The organism is Micromonospora sp. LA-10 (assembly GCF_051853095.1).
Lineage (GTDB): Bacteria > Actinomycetota > Actinomycetes > Mycobacteriales > Micromonosporaceae > Micromonospora > Micromonospora echinospora_A.
Window position 1 is genome coordinate 4,080,079 of sequence record NZ_CP195710.1, and the last position, 16,621, is coordinate 4,096,699.

Genomic DNA, 16,621 nt, shown 5'->3' on the forward strand with positions numbered 1-16,621 from the left:
GATCCCCGCCCGGTCGACCACCGGGCACGGGGTGGCCATACCCGCGCAGACCGCGCTCCAGGGTAGTTGGAGCTGATCGAGGCCCGCACGCGGACCCGGCAATGCCACCTTCGGAGGGGAACCTTCAGACCACCCGGCCGCTCGTCACCAGCAGCACCACATCGATGAGCGCCACCACCAGCACCGCCCGGAAGGCGCTCGCCGAGCGTCCGGCGGCGGCGCGTCCCGCGTACCAGCCGAGGGCCGGCACGGCGACGGCGGCGGCGACGGCCGACAGCCCGGCCCACGACGGCGGCCCCGGCGGGCCGAAGACCAGCGCGACGGTGGCCGCCAGGAGCAGTCCGGCGGCGGCGAGCCGGCTGCCGGCGGAGCCCAGCCGGTGCGGCAGGCCGCGCACCCCGGTCCGGGCGTCGTCGGCCAGGTCGGGCAGCACGTTGGCGAAGTGCGCGCCGGCGCCCAGCAGCGCGGCGGCGGCCACCAGCCAGGCCGGCGGCGCGGGCGAGCCGGGCAGCGCCAGCACCACGAACGCGGGCAGCGCGCCGAACGAGACGGCGTAGGGCAGCACCGACACCGGCGTCGACTTCAGCGGCCGGTTGTAGAGCAGCGCGGAGACCAGGCCCAGTGTGGCGCAGGCCGCCGCGGCCGCGCCGCCGGCCAGCGCCAGCAGCGGGGTGGCGACGGCGGCCACCACGACGGCCCGGGCCAGCGCCGGCCGGCTGACCGCGCCGGTGGTCACCGGTTTGTCGGTACGCCCCACCGCGGCGTCCCGCTCGGCGTCGATCAGGTCGTTGCTCCAGCCGACCGCGAGCTGACTGGCCAGCACCGTCAGCGCCACGGCCGCGACGCCGGCCGGGGAGTGCCCGGCGCCGGCGGCGAGCAGCGCGGCGACCACTGTGACCGCCGCCGCCGGCTCCGGATGGCTCGCCCTGACCAGCCCTAACACCCGTGTCGACATAAGGGAAGTCTGGTCGTTACCGGGCAGTCGTGCCACGCTCGACGCATGCCTGACGTGTCCGAGGTGTCCACTCCGCACCGGGTGCTGCCGCCGAACGACCCCCGGCAGTACGACGATCTGGCCGACGAGTGGTGGCGGCCGGACGGCGCGTTCGCGATGCTGCACTGGCTGGCGCGGGCGCGCGCGGCACTGGTGCCGCCGGCGTCCACGCCGGACGATGTGCTCGTCGACCTGGGCTGCGGCGCCGGGCTGCTGGCGCCGCACCTGGCCGGCAAGGGCTACCACCACGTCGGGGTGGACCTGACCCGCTCCGCGCTGGACCAGGCCGCCGACCACGGGGTCACCGTGGTCCAGGGCGACGCGACGGCGGTGCCGCTGACCGACGGCTGCGCGGCGGTGGTCTCCGCCGGAGAGGTGCTGGAGCACGTGCCGGACTGGCGGCGCGCGGTCGCCGAGGCGTGCCGGCTGCTGCGGCCGGGCGGCCTGCTGGTGCTGGACACGCTGAACGACACGCTGCTGGCCCGGCTGGTCGCGGTGGAGCTGGGCGAACGGCTGCCCACCGTGCCGCGCGGCATCCACGACCCCCGGTTGTTCGTCGACGCCCGCGCGCTCGTCGCCGAGTGCGCCCGGCACGGCGTGTCGCTCGAGGTACGCGGGGTCCGCCCCCAGGTGGGCGGCACGCTTGCCTGGTTGCTGCGCCGCATGCGCGGGCGCGGCGACCGTCCGGGCAGGACCGAGCCGCGCATGGTGCCGACCCGGTCGGCAGCTGTGCTGTACCAGGGCTGGGGGCGCCGGAGCGGGTAGCCGGGGCCGCCCGGGGTAAAGGGACGCCGAGAAGGGGGCGACATGACTGTGCACGCGCTGGAGGCGGCCCGCCGGTTGGCGCCGCGACTGGCCGCCCGCGCGGCCGAGCACGACCGCGACGGCTCTTTCCCCGTTGACGACTTCGCGGACCTGCGGGCAGCCGGGTTGTTCGGCCTGATGGTGCCGCCCGAGCTGGGCGGCACCGGCGCGAGCTTCGCCGAGTACGCCGCGGTCGCCACCGAACTGGCCCGGGGCAACGGCGCGACCGCGCTGGTGTTCAACATGCACGCCTCGGTCACCGGCGCGCTGGGCGCGGTCACCGAGGAACTGGCCGAGGCGCTCGGCGTACCGGAGGAGGCGCTCGCCGCGCGGGACCGGCTGCTGCGCGCGGCGGCGGACGGCGCCTGGTACGCGGTGGCGATGAGCGAACGCGGCGCCGGCGCCCGGCTGTCCCAGCTCAGCACCGTCTACGAGCCGGTCGAGGGCGGCTGGCACATCAAGGGCAGCAAGACGTTCTGCTCCGGCGCCGGCCACCCGGACGGCTACCTGGTTGCCGCCCGCAGCGCCGCCGACCAGTCGGTGGTGTCCCAGTTCCTGGTCCCGGCCGGGGAGGGGATCACCGTCGAGCCGACCTGGGACTCGCTCGGCATGCGGGCCACGTCGTCGCACGACGTGCACCTGGACGTGACGGTCCCGGCCGACCGGCTGCTCGGCGGCGTCGAAGGGCTGGCCCTGGTGGTCGCCCAGCTCATGCCGCACTGGCTGGTGGCGAGCTACGCCGCGGTGTACGTGGGTGTGGCCCGCGCCGCCATCGACGCGGCCGCCGAGCACCTCAACGCCCGCAACCTCGCCGGCCTGCCGGCGGTCCGGGCCCGCCTGGGCCGGGCCGACGCCGCCACCGCCGCCGCCGAACTGGTGGTCGCCGAGGCGGCCCGCCGGGTCGACGAGGCCCCCGGCGACGCCGAGACGAACCGCTGGGTGTGGCGCGCCAAGCTGCTGGCCGGCACCACCGCGGCCGAGGTGGCGGCCTCCATGCTGGAGGCGGCCGGCACCTCGGCGACCCGGCGCGGGCATCCGCTGGAGCGGCTCTACCGGGACGCCCGCTGCGGTTCGCTGCATCCGGCCACGTCCGACGTCTGCGCCGACTGGCTCGGCATCGCCGCGCTCGGCGGGGACCCAGACCGGGACAGTGCGCTCCCTCGTTGGTGAGCGCGAGGAGTGAGCCGGTCTTGCGAGCCCCGCAGTCGCGAACGAAAGGCGGCACGGTGACCAGGAGGCGGTGCGAGAGGTGAGGGAGGGCGAGGGCGTGGGCATACCGGTGATCGCGGGTCTGGGTACGGCACAACCGCCGGGCGCGGACCAGGACGAGCTGTGGACTGGTTTCTTCGCGGGGCACTTCCAGGGGAACACCCGGGCGCTGGCGCAGCGGATCTTCGCGAACTCGGGCGTCACCCGGCGGCAGGCGGCGGTCAACCCGCTGCTGGAGGACGTCTCGGAGTGGCCGACCGAGCGCCGGATGCGCCGCTACCAGGTCGAGGCGCTGCCGCTGGGCAAGGAGGCGGTCAGCCGGGCGCTCACCGCCGCCGGCCTGGACGCCGCCGACATCGGCATGTTCGTGGTCTGCTCCTGCACCGGGTACGCCACCCCGGGGCTGGACATCCTGCTCGCCCGGGACCTCGGCATGTCGCCGAGCACCCAGCGCATGTTCGTCGGGCACATGGGCTGCTACGCGGCCCTGCCCGGGCTGGGCGCGGCGAGCGACTTCGTCACCGCCCGGGGGCGTCCCGCGCTGCTGCTCTGCGCGGAGCTGACCAGCCTGCACATCCAGCCGCCGGGCGCTCGGGTGGACACCCAGCAGATCGTCTCCCACGCGCTGTTCTCGGACGCGGCGGTCGCCGCCGTGGTCGTCCCCGGCGGCCGGGGGTACGCGCTGCGCGAGGTCACCTCGGTCACCGACACCTCCACTGCCGACCACATGACGTGGGACGTCACCGACACCGGCTTCCGGATGGGGCTGTCGCCGAAGGTGCCGCAGGTCCTCTCCCGGCACGTCCGGGACCTGGTCGACGAGTTGCTGGCCCGGCACGGGTGCGACCGGTCCGACGTGGACGGCTGGGCGGTGCACCCGGGCGGGCCACGGATCCTCAACGTGGTGGAGCGTGAGCTGGCCCTGCCGCCGGACGGGCTCGCCGCGTCCCGGGGGACGCTCGCCGAACACGGCAACTGTTCGTCCCCGACGGTGCTGCTGATCCTGGACCGGCTGTGGCGTACGGAGCCGTCGCCGCCGCGCTGGGTGGTGATGCTGGCCTTCGGTCCGGGGCTGACGCTCTACGCGGCGCTGCTGGAACGCGTGGGCTGACGGGTCGCCCCGGCCGCGTCGCGCCGATACGCTGCCGGCATGGCCTCCGAGGAGCGGGACGGGCGGGCGTTGCTGGCCGGCCTGACCGTCCTGGCGCTGTTGCTCGGCTCGGCCTGGTGGCGGTCGGCGGCTCCGGAGCCTGGTCCGGCCACGTCGGCCGCGTCCGCGAGTGTCGATCTGACCCCTCGCAACTGGCGGGTCGACCCGTCGACGGGCGAAGCGCGACCGGTGCCACGCGCCGTGCGTGACCCGGGGGCGTCGCTCGGCCCACGCCGCGGGCCGCGTGCCGAGCCGGACCGCTCGGTGGTGATACGGGTGGAGGACGACGGCACGACGCGCGTGCTCCAGGCGTCACACGTCGTGTGGCGGGAGAGGTCCCGGTTGACGCCGGGCGCGCCGCCTGTCGTCCGGCAGGTGCGGCCCACGCGGGGCGACCACTACCGGCTCTCGGTGAGCTGTGCCGGTGACGGCGTGGTCGCCGTATTCGTCTCCGGCCTCGGCGACGACGATCTCCAGCGGGTGCTGCGCTGCGGCGGGCAGCTGGAGGTGCCGGTGGTCGGCGGCAGGGGCGAGCTGGTGCAGATGCGGTTCGTCGCGATACGGGGCCGGGCCGACCTGGACGCCCGGCTCGAGGCGCTCTACTGAGCGTCGGTCAGCCGGCGAGACGGGCCAGGTCGGCCCCGTAGTCCGACAGCGGGCCCAGTTCCGGCACCACCCGCACCAGCGCGCCCTGCCGGTCGACCAGCAGCGCCGGGGCGATGCCGGGTTGGGCGGACAGGTGCAGGTAGGAGCGCAGCCCGCCGGCCGGGTCGCCGAGTGGGCGTACCCCCGGGACGCTCGTCGCCCCGGCGCGCCGGCCCGCGGTCACGGTGACCACGGTGACGCCCGGCGGGGCGGCTCGGGCCGCCGTTGTGACCTGCTCGGCGCAGGCGCAGGCGTCGGTCAGGATGATCATGGCGGGCAGCAGGCTGCGCAGCGGTACCGGGGTGTCGTCGGCGCCGACCAGGTCCAGCGCGGGTAGCGGGCCGACCGGTTGCGGCGCTGCGCCGCCGCCGTGGGGTAGCACGGTCGGTGCGCCGGACCGGGTGGCGCGTGGCCAGGTCACCGCCGCCAGGCCGGCGAGTGTGATCAGCACCGATACGAGCAGGACCAGCGCCGGCAGTCCGAGGCGGAGCGGGCCGGTGCGCCGGCCGGTGGCCGCTCGTGCGCGTCGAAGCTCGCGGCGGACCTGCCGGGCCTCGTCGGCGAGCGCCGAGGCGTCGTCCGGTACGACCACGCGACCCCACTCCGGAGGCAGGCCGGGGAGTCCGTCCGGCGGCCCCTGGCCGTCAGCGTCAGGCACGCCCATCGGACCCCCAGGAACGTCTCGGCGAGCGGACGTCGCGTCCCTTCCCAGCGTCCCGTACCGGTCGCCGTAACGCCACACCTGGGCGCGGACGGACTTGCGGAGCTACCATGGAAGGAGCGCATTGCCCTAGATCTGGACGCTCCCGTCACCCGTTACCGGGTTGTCACGTGTTCCTCACGGAGCGTGTCGAAAGCATCGGTTTGACCGCCTGTCAAGCTGAAGAAAGACCTCTCACAGGGCCCCTGAGCTGCGCCAACGGTCAGGACAGCGGTGAGACATCGGTGCCTGAGCGTGTTACCCTAGACACAGCGAAAGGGGTTTCGAACCTATGGTTTTCAGTGTCGGCGAGACCGTTGTTTACCCCCACCACGGGGCCGCACTCATCGAGGCAATCGAGACTCGGGTCATCAAGGGCGAGCCCAGGGAATACCTCGTCCTGAGGGTCGCGCAGGGTGACCTGACGGTCCGGGTGCCCGCCGAGAACGCCGAGATCGTGGGTGTGCGCGAAGTGGTTGGCGAAGAGGGCCTGGGCAAGGTCTTCGACGTGCTCCGCGCACCGCACACCGAGGAGCCGACCAACTGGTCGCGGCGTTACAAGGCGAATCTGGAGAAGCTGGCCTCCGGTAACCCGCTGAAGGTGGCCGAGGTCGTCCGCGACCTGTGGCGCCGGGAGCGGGAGCGGGGCCTGTCGGCGGGCGAGAAGCGGATGCTCGCCAAGGCCCGTGACATCCTCGTCGGCGAGGTCGCGCTGGCGGAGAAGAGCACGAAGGACGAGGCCGAGACGCTGCTCGACAAGGTGCTGACCGAGGCCTGATCCACACCTCTGCCTCTACCCACCCCGCAGCGAACGAATCCGAGGACCGCGACGTGACCGCGCAGCTCAATCCGCGCGGTGACGTCGCGGTCCTCGTTCCTGCGGCAGGTGCCGGGGTACGCCTCGGACCCGGCGCCCCCAAGGCACTCCGGCTGCTCGCCGGTGAACCACTGCTGGTGCACGCCGTACGCCGGGTCGCCGCCGCGCCCTCGGTGCACACGATCGTGGTGGCCGCGCCGGCCACCGACGTCGAGGCGGTACGCGCGATGCTGGCGCCCGTGGCACCGGTGACAGTGGTGCCCGGCGGCGCCGAGCGTCAGGCGTCGGTGGCGGCGGCCCTCGCAGCGGTACCCGCCGGCCCGGAGATCGTCCTGGTGCACGACGCGGCCCGCGCGCTCACCCCGCCGGACCTGGTCGAGTCGGTGGCGGCGGCGGTCCGCGGCGGGCACGACGCGGTGATCCCGGTGCTACCGGTGGTCGACACCGTCAAGGAGGTCGACGCGGCCGAGCGGGTGCTCGGAACCGTCGACCGGTCCGCGTTGCGGGCGGTGCAGACGCCGCAGGGCTTCCGCCGCTCGGTGCTGCTCGCGGCCCACCGGTCGGCGGGTGACGCGCTCACCGACGACGCCGGCCTGGTCGAGAAGCAGGGGATCGCTGTCACCTGCGTGCCCGGCTCCGAGCTGGCTCTGAAGGTCACCCGCCCGTTCGACCTGTCCCTGGCCGAACACCTTCTCTCCACCGGCGCCTGACCAAGAACTCTCTCGCGGTGCCCGAGTGGCGCGCGGGGGTGTCCGCGTACCCTCTGGTCATGATCGTTCCTCGGGTGGCCGTCGGCACCGACGTGCACGCGTTCGCGGCCGGCCGGCCCTGCTGGGTGGCGGGTCTGCACTGGCCGGACCAGGACGGCCTGGCCGGTCACTCCGACGCCGACGTGGCGGCGCACGCCGCCTGCAACGCCCTGCTCTCCGCCGCCGGCCTCGGTGACCTGGGCGCGAACTTCGGGGTGGACCAGCCGGAGTGGGCCGGGGCCTCCGGGGTGGCGCTGCTGACCGAGAGCGCACGCCGGGTACGCGCGGCGGGGTTCCGGATCGGCAACGTGTCGGTGCAGGTCGTCGGCAACCGCCCCAAGATCGGGCCGCGCCGGGAGGAGGCGCAGCGGGTGCTCTCCGAGGCGGTCGGCGCGCCGGTGACCGTCTCCGCCGCCACCACCGACGGACTGGGCTTCACCGGGCGTGGCGAGGGACTTGCCGGCATCGCGGTGGCCCTGGTCTACGAAGCCCCGGCCGACTGACGCGGTGACCGCCGGACGCCGGTCACCGCGTCCGGCGCTCAGTCGACGTCGGTGCAGACGTTGTGCGTTGTGCCGTGGAGCATCGTGATGGTCTTGTCGTAGGTGGGGGAGAACTCCACCCGGAACTGGCCGTCGACGATCCACAGCCCCTTCGGCAGCGTGCCGGCGTTCTCCCGGAAGCCGAGCAGCACCGGCCCTGTCACGTACCAGGTCATCGAGCCGTCGGTGCGGTAGACGACGAGCGAGGTGCCGCTCGCGTCCGCGGTGGACGTGGCACCGGTCTCCAGGTTCGTCACCCGGTTGATCAGGGCGCCGGTGAACAACTCCCGCTTCGGCGCGCCGTCCGGGTAGGTCTCGATCGTCAGCTTCCGTACCTCGTCCACGATCGGTTCCACCCGCACCGCGAACTCGCATCGCGCGCCGGCGGGCATCTCGAACGGCGGCTGCGGGGCCGGCTCCCAGGCGCCGACGCCGTGGTGCCGGTCCGGCGCGGCGGACGCCGAGCCGGGTAGCCCCGCGACAACCACTGCCACTATCGCCGCCACCGCGACGCTCATCCTGAAACGCATGTCCGCTCTCCATCTCGTCGGTGGTCAGGGCGGCCAGGATCGCCGGGCCGGCTCACCACGGGCTGACCGCGACGCGCGGGATGCTCCGAGCGGGCGGGCCGGACGGCCGGACGGCTGACCATGCGATCACCGCCGCACGGCAACCTCCGGCCCGGCTCGACCGGTCCTGTTCGGTATGGAGTTCCGCCTGCTCGGGCCGTTCGAGGCCCGCCACGACGGCCGGCCGGTCGAGGTCGGCAGCCGACGCCAGGAGCGATGCCTGCTCGGGGTGCTGCTGCTCGACGTGGGCCGCGTGGTGCCGACCGACCGCCTCATCGACCTGCTCTGGAACGGCCGGCCGCCGGTCACCGCCCGGGGCGTGGTGCAGACGTACGTCGGGCGGCTGCGGGGCTCGCTCAACGCGTACGGGGTGCGGATCAGCACCCGGGGCGAGGGCTACGTGGTCGAGGAGGACGGGCACCGGGTCGACGTCGACGAGTTCGCCGAACTGGTCCGGGGTGCCGGGAGAGCCGCAGATCCCGCCGAGCGGGTGCGGTCGCTCGACCGGGCGCTGGCCCTCTGGCGCGGGCCGTTGCTCGCCGACGCGGCGGACGACGAGCTGCGGCACCGGCTGCACGGCACCGTCGAGGAGCTGCGCCTGGTTGCTGTGGAGCTGCGGGCCGAGGCGCAGCTCGCGCTGGGCCAGCACGCGCGGGCGATCGCCGAACTGATGCCGCTGGCCGCCGAGCACCCGACGCGGGAACACCTCGTGGCGGTCCTGATGACCGCCCTGTACCGGGGTGCCCGGCGGGCCGACGCGCTGCGCCTCTACCGCGCCACCCGGGACCTGCTCGTGGCCGACTTCGGTGTCGAGCCGGGGCCCCGGCTGCGCGAGGTGCAGCGGCGGGTGCTCGCGGGCGACGACCGCCTGGACCGGGTCGGCCGGCCGATGCACGAGATCCGGGTGAACGGCGAGAGCCTGCCGTGGAGCGTGGGCGGCCACCCGGCCCTGGACTTCTGCAACACCCTCGCCGGTTGGGGGTGCGAGTCCCCGTTGCCCGGCGCCGAGTGGCTGCGCGGCTATCGCACCCTTGCCGTCTGGGCCGGCCACGTCGGGCTGGTGGACGAGATGTCGATGAACCGTCTGCTGCACCTCGCGCGGCGCGACCCCGGCACGGCGGAGGCAGTGCTCGACGAGGCCCGTACGCTCCGCGCCGCGCTCTACGCCGGCCTGGTCGACCCGGACGACGGCCCGGCCTTCGAAGCGGTCGCCCGGGCCGCCGAGGCCGCCGCCCGTACGCTCGTCTTCCGGCGCGCGGCCGACGGACGCGGACGCTGGTGGCCGGACCTCGCGGCCGGCCTTCGGGTGCCGGTGCACGCCGCCGCGTTCAGCGGCGCGCAGCTGCTCGCCGATCCGGCACGGTTCACGGTGCGGGTCTGCCCGGACCGGCGCTGCGGATGGTTGTTCCTGGACGAGAGCGGGCTGCGCCGGTGGTGCAGTCTCGGGACGTGCGGCGGCCGGGCGGGCCTCGCCTGCCGGAGTGCCTGACGACGGGTGCTGTCGGCAGCCGGTGGGCCGGGGCGGATACGCTCGCCGGGATGCCGAGTGACGCCGTTCCCGACCAGTCCGCCGCCGACGGCTACCTGCAACGCGCCCACCTCCTCGCCGAGCTGGGTCGCTACGACGAGGGCATCGGCGAACTCACCGCGCTGCTCGCGGACGAGCCGGGGCACCTGCCCGCGTTGACCATGCTGGCCCGGATGCACCTGGCCGCCGACCGCCCAGCGGAAGCGCTGGCCGTCGCCGAGACGGCCGTCGCCGCCGCCCCCGGTATGTCGTCGGCGGTGGGGACGTCCGCCGACGGCGCGGTCCCGAGGAGCGCCGAGCCGCCCGCTGTCGACGGCACGGCCTCCCCGGCCGCCACCGATGCCACAGCGCCGACGGCACCTCCGCCCGCAGCCGCTGGCGCCGCGCCGCCGCCTCCCGAGACGCCGGGCGCCGGAGCGCCTCCCGCCGAGGCGTCGAGCACCGCCCCGCCGGGTGCCGACGTGACCGGCGCAGAGCAGGCCGCCGCGCGATCCGGCGCTGAGCTGTCCGGCGCCGGGACACGCGCCGCCGACACGGCCGCGGTCGTCCTGCCGGTGCTCGTGGCACGCGGGCTCGCGCTGCTCGACCTGGGGCGGTGGAAGCCCGCCGCGGCCACCGCCGACGAGATCCTGGCGCGCGGCCCGGGCGACGCGTACGCGCAGCGCAGCGCCGCCGCCATCCTCTCCGCGTCGCGCAACGGGCAGGCGGCGCTGGACGCGGCGTGGCGGGGTGTCGAGCTGGCCCCGGAGGAGGCGGAGGCGCACCTGGTGCTCGGCCTGGTCGCGGTGCGACTGCAACTGTTCGACCTGGCGGAGCGGGCCTACCGGGAGGCGCTGCGACTGGACCCGGAACTGGGCGAGGCGGGGCAGGACGTGGGCGTGGCCCGGCTGGAACGACGCCGCTACGCCGAGACGCTGGAGCAGCTGACCGCGCTGGCGGACCTGCCGGTGGCCCGCCCCGACCCGGTCCGGACCGTGGACGACGGCATCCGGCGGCTCCTGCTGTCGGTGGCCGGCTGGTCGCTGCTCGCGAGCCTGCTGGCCGGCGTCCTGGCTCCGGCCTCGTCCGGCGCGTCCCGACTGTTCGCGGTGCTCGCGGTGGCCGGCGTGGCGGTGCTGCTGCGGCGTCCGGCGACGTGGCGGCCCGGGCTGCGGGAGGCGATGTCGCGCGGCCTCGCCGTGCCGGTCTACGCGGCCGCCGCCGCGGTGGTGCTGCTGCTCGCGTACGCGCTGGTCGGCGGCCCGTGGCCGCTGGCCGGGGCGGTCACCGCGTCGGTGGTGGCCGGACTCACCGCGTTCGCTCGCCGGTGAGAGGGTAGGAGGACCGGAAACACCGGCTCAAGGAATGCGGGGACCCGTGCTCACCGTCAATGCCTACGCGGCGACGTCCGCGACCGAACCGCTCGCCCCGACCACCATCGAGCGGCGGGACCTCGGCCCGGACGACGTTCTCATCGACATCAAGTTCTCCGGCATCTGCCACTCCGACATCCACACCGCGCGCAGCGAGTGGGGCCCGACCCGCTACCCGATCGTGGTCGGCCACGAGATCGCCGGCGTGGTGCGGGAGGTCGGCTCCGCGGTCACGAAGTTCGCCGTCGGCGACCGGGTGGGTGTCGGCTGCCTGGTCGACTCCTGCCGGGAGTGCGACAACTGCCGTAAGGGGCTGGAGCAGTACTGCCTGAAGGGCAGCACCGGCACGTACGGCGGGGTGGGCCGGGACGGCCAGCCGACCCAGGGCGGCTACTCGCAGGCCATCGTGGTCACCGAGGACTTCGTGCTGCGCATCCCGGACGGCATCGAGCTGGACGCCGCCGCGCCGCTGCTCTGCGCCGGCATCACCACGTACTCGCCGTTGCGGCACTGGAACGCCAGGCCGGGCAGCCGGGTGGCGGTGATCGGCATGGGCGGCCTCGGCCACATGGCCGTGAAGCTGGCCCACGCCATGGGCGCCGAGGTGACTGTGCTGTCCCAGTCGCTGAAGAAGCGGGAGGACGGGCTGCGGCTCGGCGCCGACCACTACTACGCCACCTCCGACGAGGAGACGTTCCGCGAGCTGGCCGGCTCGTTCGACCTGATCATCAACACGGTCAGCGCGACCCTCGACATGGACGCGTACCTGCGGCTGCTGGCGGTCGACGGGACGCTGGTCAACGTGGGCGCGCCGGAGGATTCGCTGTCGGTGCACGCGTTCTCGCTGATCCCGGCCCGTCGCTCGTTCGCCGGGTCGAACATCGGCGGCATCGCGGAGACCCAGGAGATGCTCGACTTCTGCGCCGAGCACGGGCTGGGCGCCGAGATCGAGGTCATTCCGGCCGAGAAGATCAACGAGGCGTACGAGCGGGTGCTCGCCTCCGACGTGCGCTACCGCTTCGTCATCGACGCGTCCACGTTCTGACGACCGCGTGCGAAGGGGCCGCGTCCGTGCCGGGCGCGGCCCCTTTTCGCGTACGTCAGGACTTGCGCGCCCAGGTCCAGGCGTAGCCGTCGTCCTCGCAGGCGGCGGCCGCGTCGCAGAGGTCCAGCGGGCGGAACGTGTCCACCATGACCGCCAGCTCGTCGAAGAACTCCGCACCGATCGACCGCTCGGCCGCGCCCGGCTGGGGGCCGTGGGTGAAGCCGGACGGGTGCAGCGAGATCGAGCCCTGCTCGATGCCGGAGCCGCGCCGGGCCTCGTAGTTGCCGCCGGTGTAGAACAGCATCTCGTCGGAGTCGACGTTGTGGTGGTTGTACGGCACCGGGATGGCGGCCGGGTGGTAGTCCACCTTGCGCGGCACGAACGAGCAGATCACGAAGTTCGGGCCCTGGAACGTCTGGTGCACGGGTGGCGGCTGGTGGATCCGCCCGGTGATCGGCTCGAAGTCGTGGATGGAGAACGCCCACGGGTACATGTGCCCGTCCCAGCCGACCACGTCGAACGGGTGGTTGGCGTAGACGTACTTCGTCCAGCCGCGCCGGTGCTTGACCAGCACCTCCACCTCTTCGCCGTCGACCAGCAGCGGGGTGTCCGGCCCCCGGACGTCGCGCTCGCAGTAGGGCGCGTGCTCCAGGAACTGCCCGCGTACGGAGAGGTAGCGCTTGGGCGGCCCGATGTGGCCGGACGCCTCGACGGCGAGCAGCCGGGTCGGCTCGTCGCCGGTGGGCACCAGGCGGTGGATGGTCGAGGTGGGGATGACGACGTAGTCGCCGGCGACCGCGTCGAGCACGCCGAACGGCGACTCGACGCGCAGCGATCCGGCCTCCAGGTAGAGGCAGTGGTCGCCGGTGGCGTCGCGGAACAGCGGTGACGGGCGGTCGGCCAGCACGTACGCGATGCGTACGTCGTCGTTGGCGAGCAGGTACTGCCGGCCGAGCACCGGGTCCGCGCCGGCGCCGTCGAGCTTGTGTGTGCGCAGGTGGCGCGGCTTGAGCGGCAGGTTCGGCACGCGGGTGACGGTGGGTGGGGCGTACTCCTCGGCGGCGAGGATCGCGGTCGGCGCGTGCCGGTGGTAGAGCAGCGACGAGTCGGAGGAGAAGCCCTCCTGGCCGACCAGCTCTTCCGCGTAGAGGGTGCCGTCGGGCTGGCGGAACTGGGTGTGGCGCTTGCGCGGCACGTCGCCGACGCTGCGGTAGTACGGCATCTCGCCTCCCGATATGTCCCGTTCTCCGGCCGGTGGCGTCCGATAATCGGACGCTGTTGTCCGTTCCTCGTAGCGTCCCGTACATTCTTGTCTCGTGTCAACGCAGGTGCCCCGCCTCCTCTCCGGCCTGGTGGACGACGCCGCGGTCTTTCCGCCCGGCAACGCCCCGCTGCCCGACGCGGTGACCGCGCACCGCGCCCACCGCGCCGCCTGGTACGCCGAGATGGTCGGCCCGCTGCTGCTGCCCGCCTCGGAGATCCAGCGCGGGTCGCTGAGCGGCCTGGTGGACCCGGCCGAGGGCCTGGTCATCGGTTTGATCGGCGACACCGGCCTGGACCAGCTCCCCCTGGCCCTGGACGCGCTCGCGCCCGACGGGGTGACCGCCCGGCAGATCGAGGCGCCGGTCGCCAAGCGCGGCGAGGACCCGCAACCCGGTCTGTCCGAGCTGGTGACGCTCGCCGACCGGCTCTACGGCACCGCCGTGTACGCGGAGATCCCGCTGACCTTCGGCCTGATGGGCGCGCTCGACACGCTCGCCGAGGCACGCGCCGGTGGGCTGCCGGTGGCGGCCAAGTTCCGTACCGGCGGGCTCGCCGCCGAGCTGTTCCCCACCCCGGTCGAGCTGGCCGCGGTGATCTGCGCCTGCCGGGACCGGAAGCTGCCGTTCAAGCTCACCGCCGGGCTGCACCACGCGATCCGGCACCGCGACCCGGAGACCGGCTTCAACCACCACGGTTTCGTCAACGTGCTGGGCGCCACGCTCGCCGCCGTCGGGGGCACGGAGGTGGACGGCGTGGCCGAACTGCTCGCCGCCACCGACCCGGTACGCGTGGTCGAGCCGGCCCGGGCGCACCGCGACGCCGAGCGCCCGCTCTGGGTCGGGTACGGCTCGTGCAGCATCTCCGAACCACTTACCGATCTGATCCGGCTGGGGCTGGTGAACGGAGGCTACGAGGCATGAGCGAACGCACCGAGCGGAGCGAGGGCCGTGAGGGCATGCCCGGCCAGCACGGCATGAGCGAACGCACCGAGCGGAGCGAGGGCCGTGAGGGCATGCCCGGCCGGCACGGCATGAGCTGGGTTCCGGGTGTGGCGGGGTCGCCGTATGGGGTGACGAACCTGCCGTACGGCGTGTTCCGGCACGGCGAGGGCGAGCCGCGTATCGGCGTCCGCATCGGTGACTTCGCGCTGGACCTGGCCGGCGCGGAGGCGGCCGGTCTGGTGCTGGCCGGCGGCGCGCTGGGCCGGCCCACGCTGAACGCCTTCCTGGCGCTCGGCCGCCCGCAGTGGACGGCGGTCCGGCAGCGGCTCGTCGAGCTGCTCACCGACGCGGAGCACCGGGCGGCTGCCGAGCCGCTGCTGGTGCCGCTGCGTGAGGTCGAGATGCTGCTGCCGTTCGAGGTGGCCGACTACGTCGACTTCTACTCCTCGGAGCACCACGCCTCGAACGTCGGGCAGATCTTCCGGCCCGGCCAGCCGCCGCTGCTGCCGAACTGGAAGCACGTGCCGATCGGCTACCACGGCCGGGCCGGCACGATCGTCGTCTCCGGCACCCCGGTGGTACGCCCCACCGGGCAGCGCGCCAGCGCGCAGGGCCCGACCACGGGCGCGTCGGTCCGGCTGGACATCGAGGCCGAGGTGGGCTTCGTGGTGGGCGTGCCGAGCCGGCTCGGCGAGCGGGTGCCGGTGGCCGACTTCGCCGACCACGTCTTCGGCGTGGTGCTCGTCAACGACTGGTCGGCCCGGGACATCCAGGCGTGGGAGTACCAGCCGCTCGGGCCGTTCCTCGGCAAGTCGTTCGCCACGTCCGTCTCGGCCTGGGTGACGCCGCTGGAGGCGCTCGCCGACGCGTTCGTGCCCGCGCCCGACCAGGACCCGCCGGTGCAGGAGTACCTGCGCGCCACCCCGCACGTCGGGCTGGACCTGACGTTGTCGGTCGAGTGGAACGGCGAGCGGGTCGCCGAGCCGCCGTTCGCCGGCATGTACTGGACCCCGGCCCAGCAGCTCGCCCACCTCACCGTCAACGGCGCGTCGCTGCGTACCGGCGACCTCTACGCCTCCGGCACCGTCTCCGGGCCGGAACGCGGCCAGGTCGGGTCGTTCCTGGAGCTGACCTGGGGCGGGTCCGAGCCGGTCAAGTTCGCCGACGGCAGCGAGCGGACGTTCCTGGAGGACGGCGACACGGTGACGATCACCGCCACCGCGCCCGGCCCGGACGGCACCACAGTCGCGTTGGGCGAGGTCACCGGGACGATCCTCCCGGCCCGCTGAGTTCCGCCTTCCCGAACGGCCCCGGTCGCACCCGATGTGCGACCGGGGCCGTTTCCTTCCGCGTTGATCGCTCCGGATCACGTACGCCCCGGACGGCGGCTCCCGGTCGAGCCGGAGCCGCCGATGGTGCCGGGTCGGGGGGCGTACCCGGGTAGCCGAACAGGAAGGACGAGCATGACCGAGTTGACCGGCGCCGTCTGGCGCACCAGCAGCCGCTCGAACGATCAGGGTCTCTGCGTCGAGGTGGCGACGAACGTGGTCGCGGCGCACGGCGTGGTGGGCGTACGCGACTCCAAGGACCCGGACGGCCCGGCGCTCGCGGTGAGCCCACCGGGCTGGGCAGCGTTCGTCACCGCACTGCGGGGCGGCTCGTTCCGCGGCTGACCGTCCGCGCCACACCCCGGTGCCCCGGATCGGGGCACCGGCGGTGGAAATGTCACAGCGAGGCTCCCCGTTTTCCGTCACGGCCCGTACCGTGTACGACACGGGAGGTGCCATGTCGACGGTCACGGTATCCGCATTCATCGAAGCGCAGGACGCCGACCTGTGGCGCGTGCTGACCGACCTCCCGGCCCGCGCCGACTGGCTCTCGGCGGTGGGCGCGGTCGAGGTGCTCGGCACCGGCGCGTTCGGGCCCGGCTCGACCTGGCGGGAGACCCGCGTCCGGCCGGACGGCGGCGCCGAACCGGAGGAGTTCGAGGTGATCGAGGCGGTCGCCCCGAGCCGCCTGGTGCTCGGCTCGCGCGGCACCGGCGCCGACTACCGCATCACCTGGACGCTGCGCACCGTCGAGCGGCGACGCCGCGGCTGCACCGAGGTCACGGTCGAGCACGAGGCGGCGCCGACCCGCCCGTACGGCCGGGTGCTGGCCCTGATCCTCGGCGGCCTGGCCGCCCGCGCGGTGGAGGGCGCGCTGCGGCGCGACCTGGCCGACCTGGCGCTGGCCGCCGGCCCGGCCCGGTCCTCCGAAGCCGCCTGAGCCGACCTGGCCGCTCGCCGCGCCCCGGCCCGCACCTGGCCGGTA

18 protein-coding genes are annotated in these 16,621 nt (G+C 74.3%); 14 read left to right on the top strand and 4 right to left on the bottom strand.

The genetic code is table 11. The features are described from left to right. Positions 1-124: 124 nt before the first annotated feature. On the bottom strand, positions 125-955 hold the full coding sequence (locus ACSDG8_RS19285) for a UbiA family prenyltransferase (protein WP_247678440.1): 831 nt from the start codon (positions 953-955) through the stop codon (positions 125-127). A 45-nt stretch (positions 956-1,000) separates the two neighbouring features. On the opposite strand from ACSDG8_RS19285, the gene ACSDG8_RS19290 reads away from it, so the two are divergent. From ACSDG8_RS19290 to ACSDG8_RS19305, 4 genes are all read left to right on the top strand, one after another. Next, complete coding sequence (locus tag ACSDG8_RS19290) at positions 1,001-1,759, top strand: methyltransferase domain-containing protein (protein WP_210894169.1); 759 nt, start codon at positions 1,001-1,003, stop codon at positions 1,757-1,759. Between the two features lie 42 nt (positions 1,760-1,801). Then, the gene (locus ACSDG8_RS19295; RefSeq protein ID WP_210894168.1) at positions 1,802-2,968 is read left to right on the top strand and encodes an acyl-CoA dehydrogenase family protein; all 1,167 of its coding nucleotides are present in this window, start codon (positions 1,802-1,804) and stop codon (positions 2,966-2,968) included. A gap of 97 nt (positions 2,969-3,065) precedes the next feature. Further along, positions 3,066-4,118 (top strand): type III polyketide synthase, encoded by a 1,053-nt coding sequence (locus ACSDG8_RS19300; RefSeq protein WP_210894428.1) that lies wholly within the window; start codon positions 3,066-3,068, stop codon positions 4,116-4,118. Between the two features lie 39 nt (positions 4,119-4,157). Next, entirely contained in the window at positions 4,158-4,763 is a 606-nt protein-coding gene (locus tag ACSDG8_RS19305) for a hypothetical protein (RefSeq protein WP_210894166.1), read from the top strand. A gap of 7 nt (positions 4,764-4,770) precedes the next feature. Here the strand turns inward: ACSDG8_RS19305 and ACSDG8_RS19310 are convergent, their stop codons facing one another. Beyond that, a complete protein-coding gene (locus tag ACSDG8_RS19310) occupies positions 4,771-5,466 on the bottom strand; it encodes a hypothetical protein (RefSeq protein ID WP_210894165.1) in 696 nt (231 codons plus the stop codon). Positions 5,467-5,794: 328 nt separating this feature from the next. On the opposite strand from ACSDG8_RS19310, the gene ACSDG8_RS19315 reads away from it, so the two are divergent. From ACSDG8_RS19315 to ispF, 3 genes are read left to right on the top strand one after another with little or no spacing between them, the layout of a single operon-like run. Next, the gene (locus ACSDG8_RS19315) at positions 5,795-6,280 is read left to right on the top strand and encodes a CarD family transcriptional regulator (RefSeq protein ID WP_013288937.1); all 486 of its coding nucleotides are present in this window, start codon (positions 5,795-5,797) and stop codon (positions 6,278-6,280) included. Positions 6,281-6,333: 53 nt separating this feature from the next. After that, positions 6,334-7,029 (top strand): 2-C-methyl-D-erythritol 4-phosphate cytidylyltransferase, encoded by a 696-nt coding sequence (ispD, locus tag ACSDG8_RS19320; RefSeq protein WP_210894162.1) that lies wholly within the window; start codon positions 6,334-6,336, stop codon positions 7,027-7,029. Between the two features lie 59 nt (positions 7,030-7,088). Then, positions 7,089-7,571, top strand: a complete 483-nt coding sequence (ispF, locus tag ACSDG8_RS19325; RefSeq protein WP_043327925.1) for a 2-C-methyl-D-erythritol 2,4-cyclodiphosphate synthase — start codon at positions 7,089-7,091, stop codon at positions 7,569-7,571. Positions 7,572-7,609: 38 nt separating this feature from the next. Here the strand turns inward: ispF and ACSDG8_RS19330 are convergent, their stop codons facing one another. After that, positions 7,610-8,140 carry a hypothetical protein gene (locus tag ACSDG8_RS19330; RefSeq protein ID WP_210894160.1) on the bottom strand — a complete coding sequence of 177 codons (531 nt, stop codon included), beginning with the start codon at positions 8,138-8,140 and terminating at the stop codon, positions 7,610-7,612. 175 nt (positions 8,141-8,315) lie between these two features. On the opposite strand from ACSDG8_RS19330, the gene ACSDG8_RS19335 reads away from it, so the two are divergent. From ACSDG8_RS19335 to ACSDG8_RS19345, 3 genes are read left to right on the top strand one after another with little or no spacing between them, the layout of a single operon-like run. Next, on the top strand, positions 8,316-9,668 hold the full coding sequence (locus tag ACSDG8_RS19335; RefSeq protein ID WP_210894158.1) for a BTAD domain-containing putative transcriptional regulator: 1,353 nt from the start codon (positions 8,316-8,318) through the stop codon (positions 9,666-9,668). 50 nt (positions 9,669-9,718) lie between these two features. Next, complete coding sequence (locus ACSDG8_RS19340) at positions 9,719-11,017, top strand: tetratricopeptide repeat protein (protein ID WP_210894156.1); 1,299 nt, start codon at positions 9,719-9,721, stop codon at positions 11,015-11,017. Between the two features lie 46 nt (positions 11,018-11,063). Continuing rightward, the gene (locus tag ACSDG8_RS19345; RefSeq protein WP_307856126.1) at positions 11,064-12,104 is read left to right on the top strand and encodes an NAD(P)-dependent alcohol dehydrogenase; all 1,041 of its coding nucleotides are present in this window, start codon (positions 11,064-11,066) and stop codon (positions 12,102-12,104) included. Positions 12,105-12,159: 55 nt separating this feature from the next. Here ACSDG8_RS19345 and ACSDG8_RS19350 read toward each other — a convergent pair whose 3' ends face one another. Next, positions 12,160-13,326, bottom strand: a complete 1,167-nt coding sequence (locus ACSDG8_RS19350; RefSeq protein WP_210894153.1) for a homogentisate 1,2-dioxygenase — start codon at positions 13,324-13,326, stop codon at positions 12,160-12,162. Positions 13,327-13,420: 94 nt separating this feature from the next. Here ACSDG8_RS19350 and ACSDG8_RS19355 point away from each other — a divergent pair, with 94 nt between their 5' ends. From ACSDG8_RS19355 to ACSDG8_RS19370, 4 genes are all read left to right on the top strand, one after another. Next, on the top strand, positions 13,421-14,287 hold the full coding sequence (locus tag ACSDG8_RS19355) for a hypothetical protein (protein ID WP_210894150.1): 867 nt from the start codon (positions 13,421-13,423) through the stop codon (positions 14,285-14,287). A 110-nt stretch (positions 14,288-14,397) separates the two neighbouring features. Then, the gene (gene fahA / locus ACSDG8_RS19360) at positions 14,398-15,597 is read left to right on the top strand and encodes a fumarylacetoacetase (protein WP_210894426.1); all 1,200 of its coding nucleotides are present in this window, start codon (positions 14,398-14,400) and stop codon (positions 15,595-15,597) included. 174 nt (positions 15,598-15,771) lie between these two features. Next, entirely contained in the window at positions 15,772-15,981 is a 210-nt protein-coding gene (locus ACSDG8_RS19365; protein ID WP_043327931.1) for a DUF397 domain-containing protein, read from the top strand. Between the two features lie 112 nt (positions 15,982-16,093). Further along, entirely contained in the window at positions 16,094-16,576 is a 483-nt protein-coding gene (locus ACSDG8_RS19370) for an SRPBCC family protein (RefSeq protein WP_210894148.1), read from the top strand. Positions 16,577-16,621: the final 45 nt, after the last annotated feature.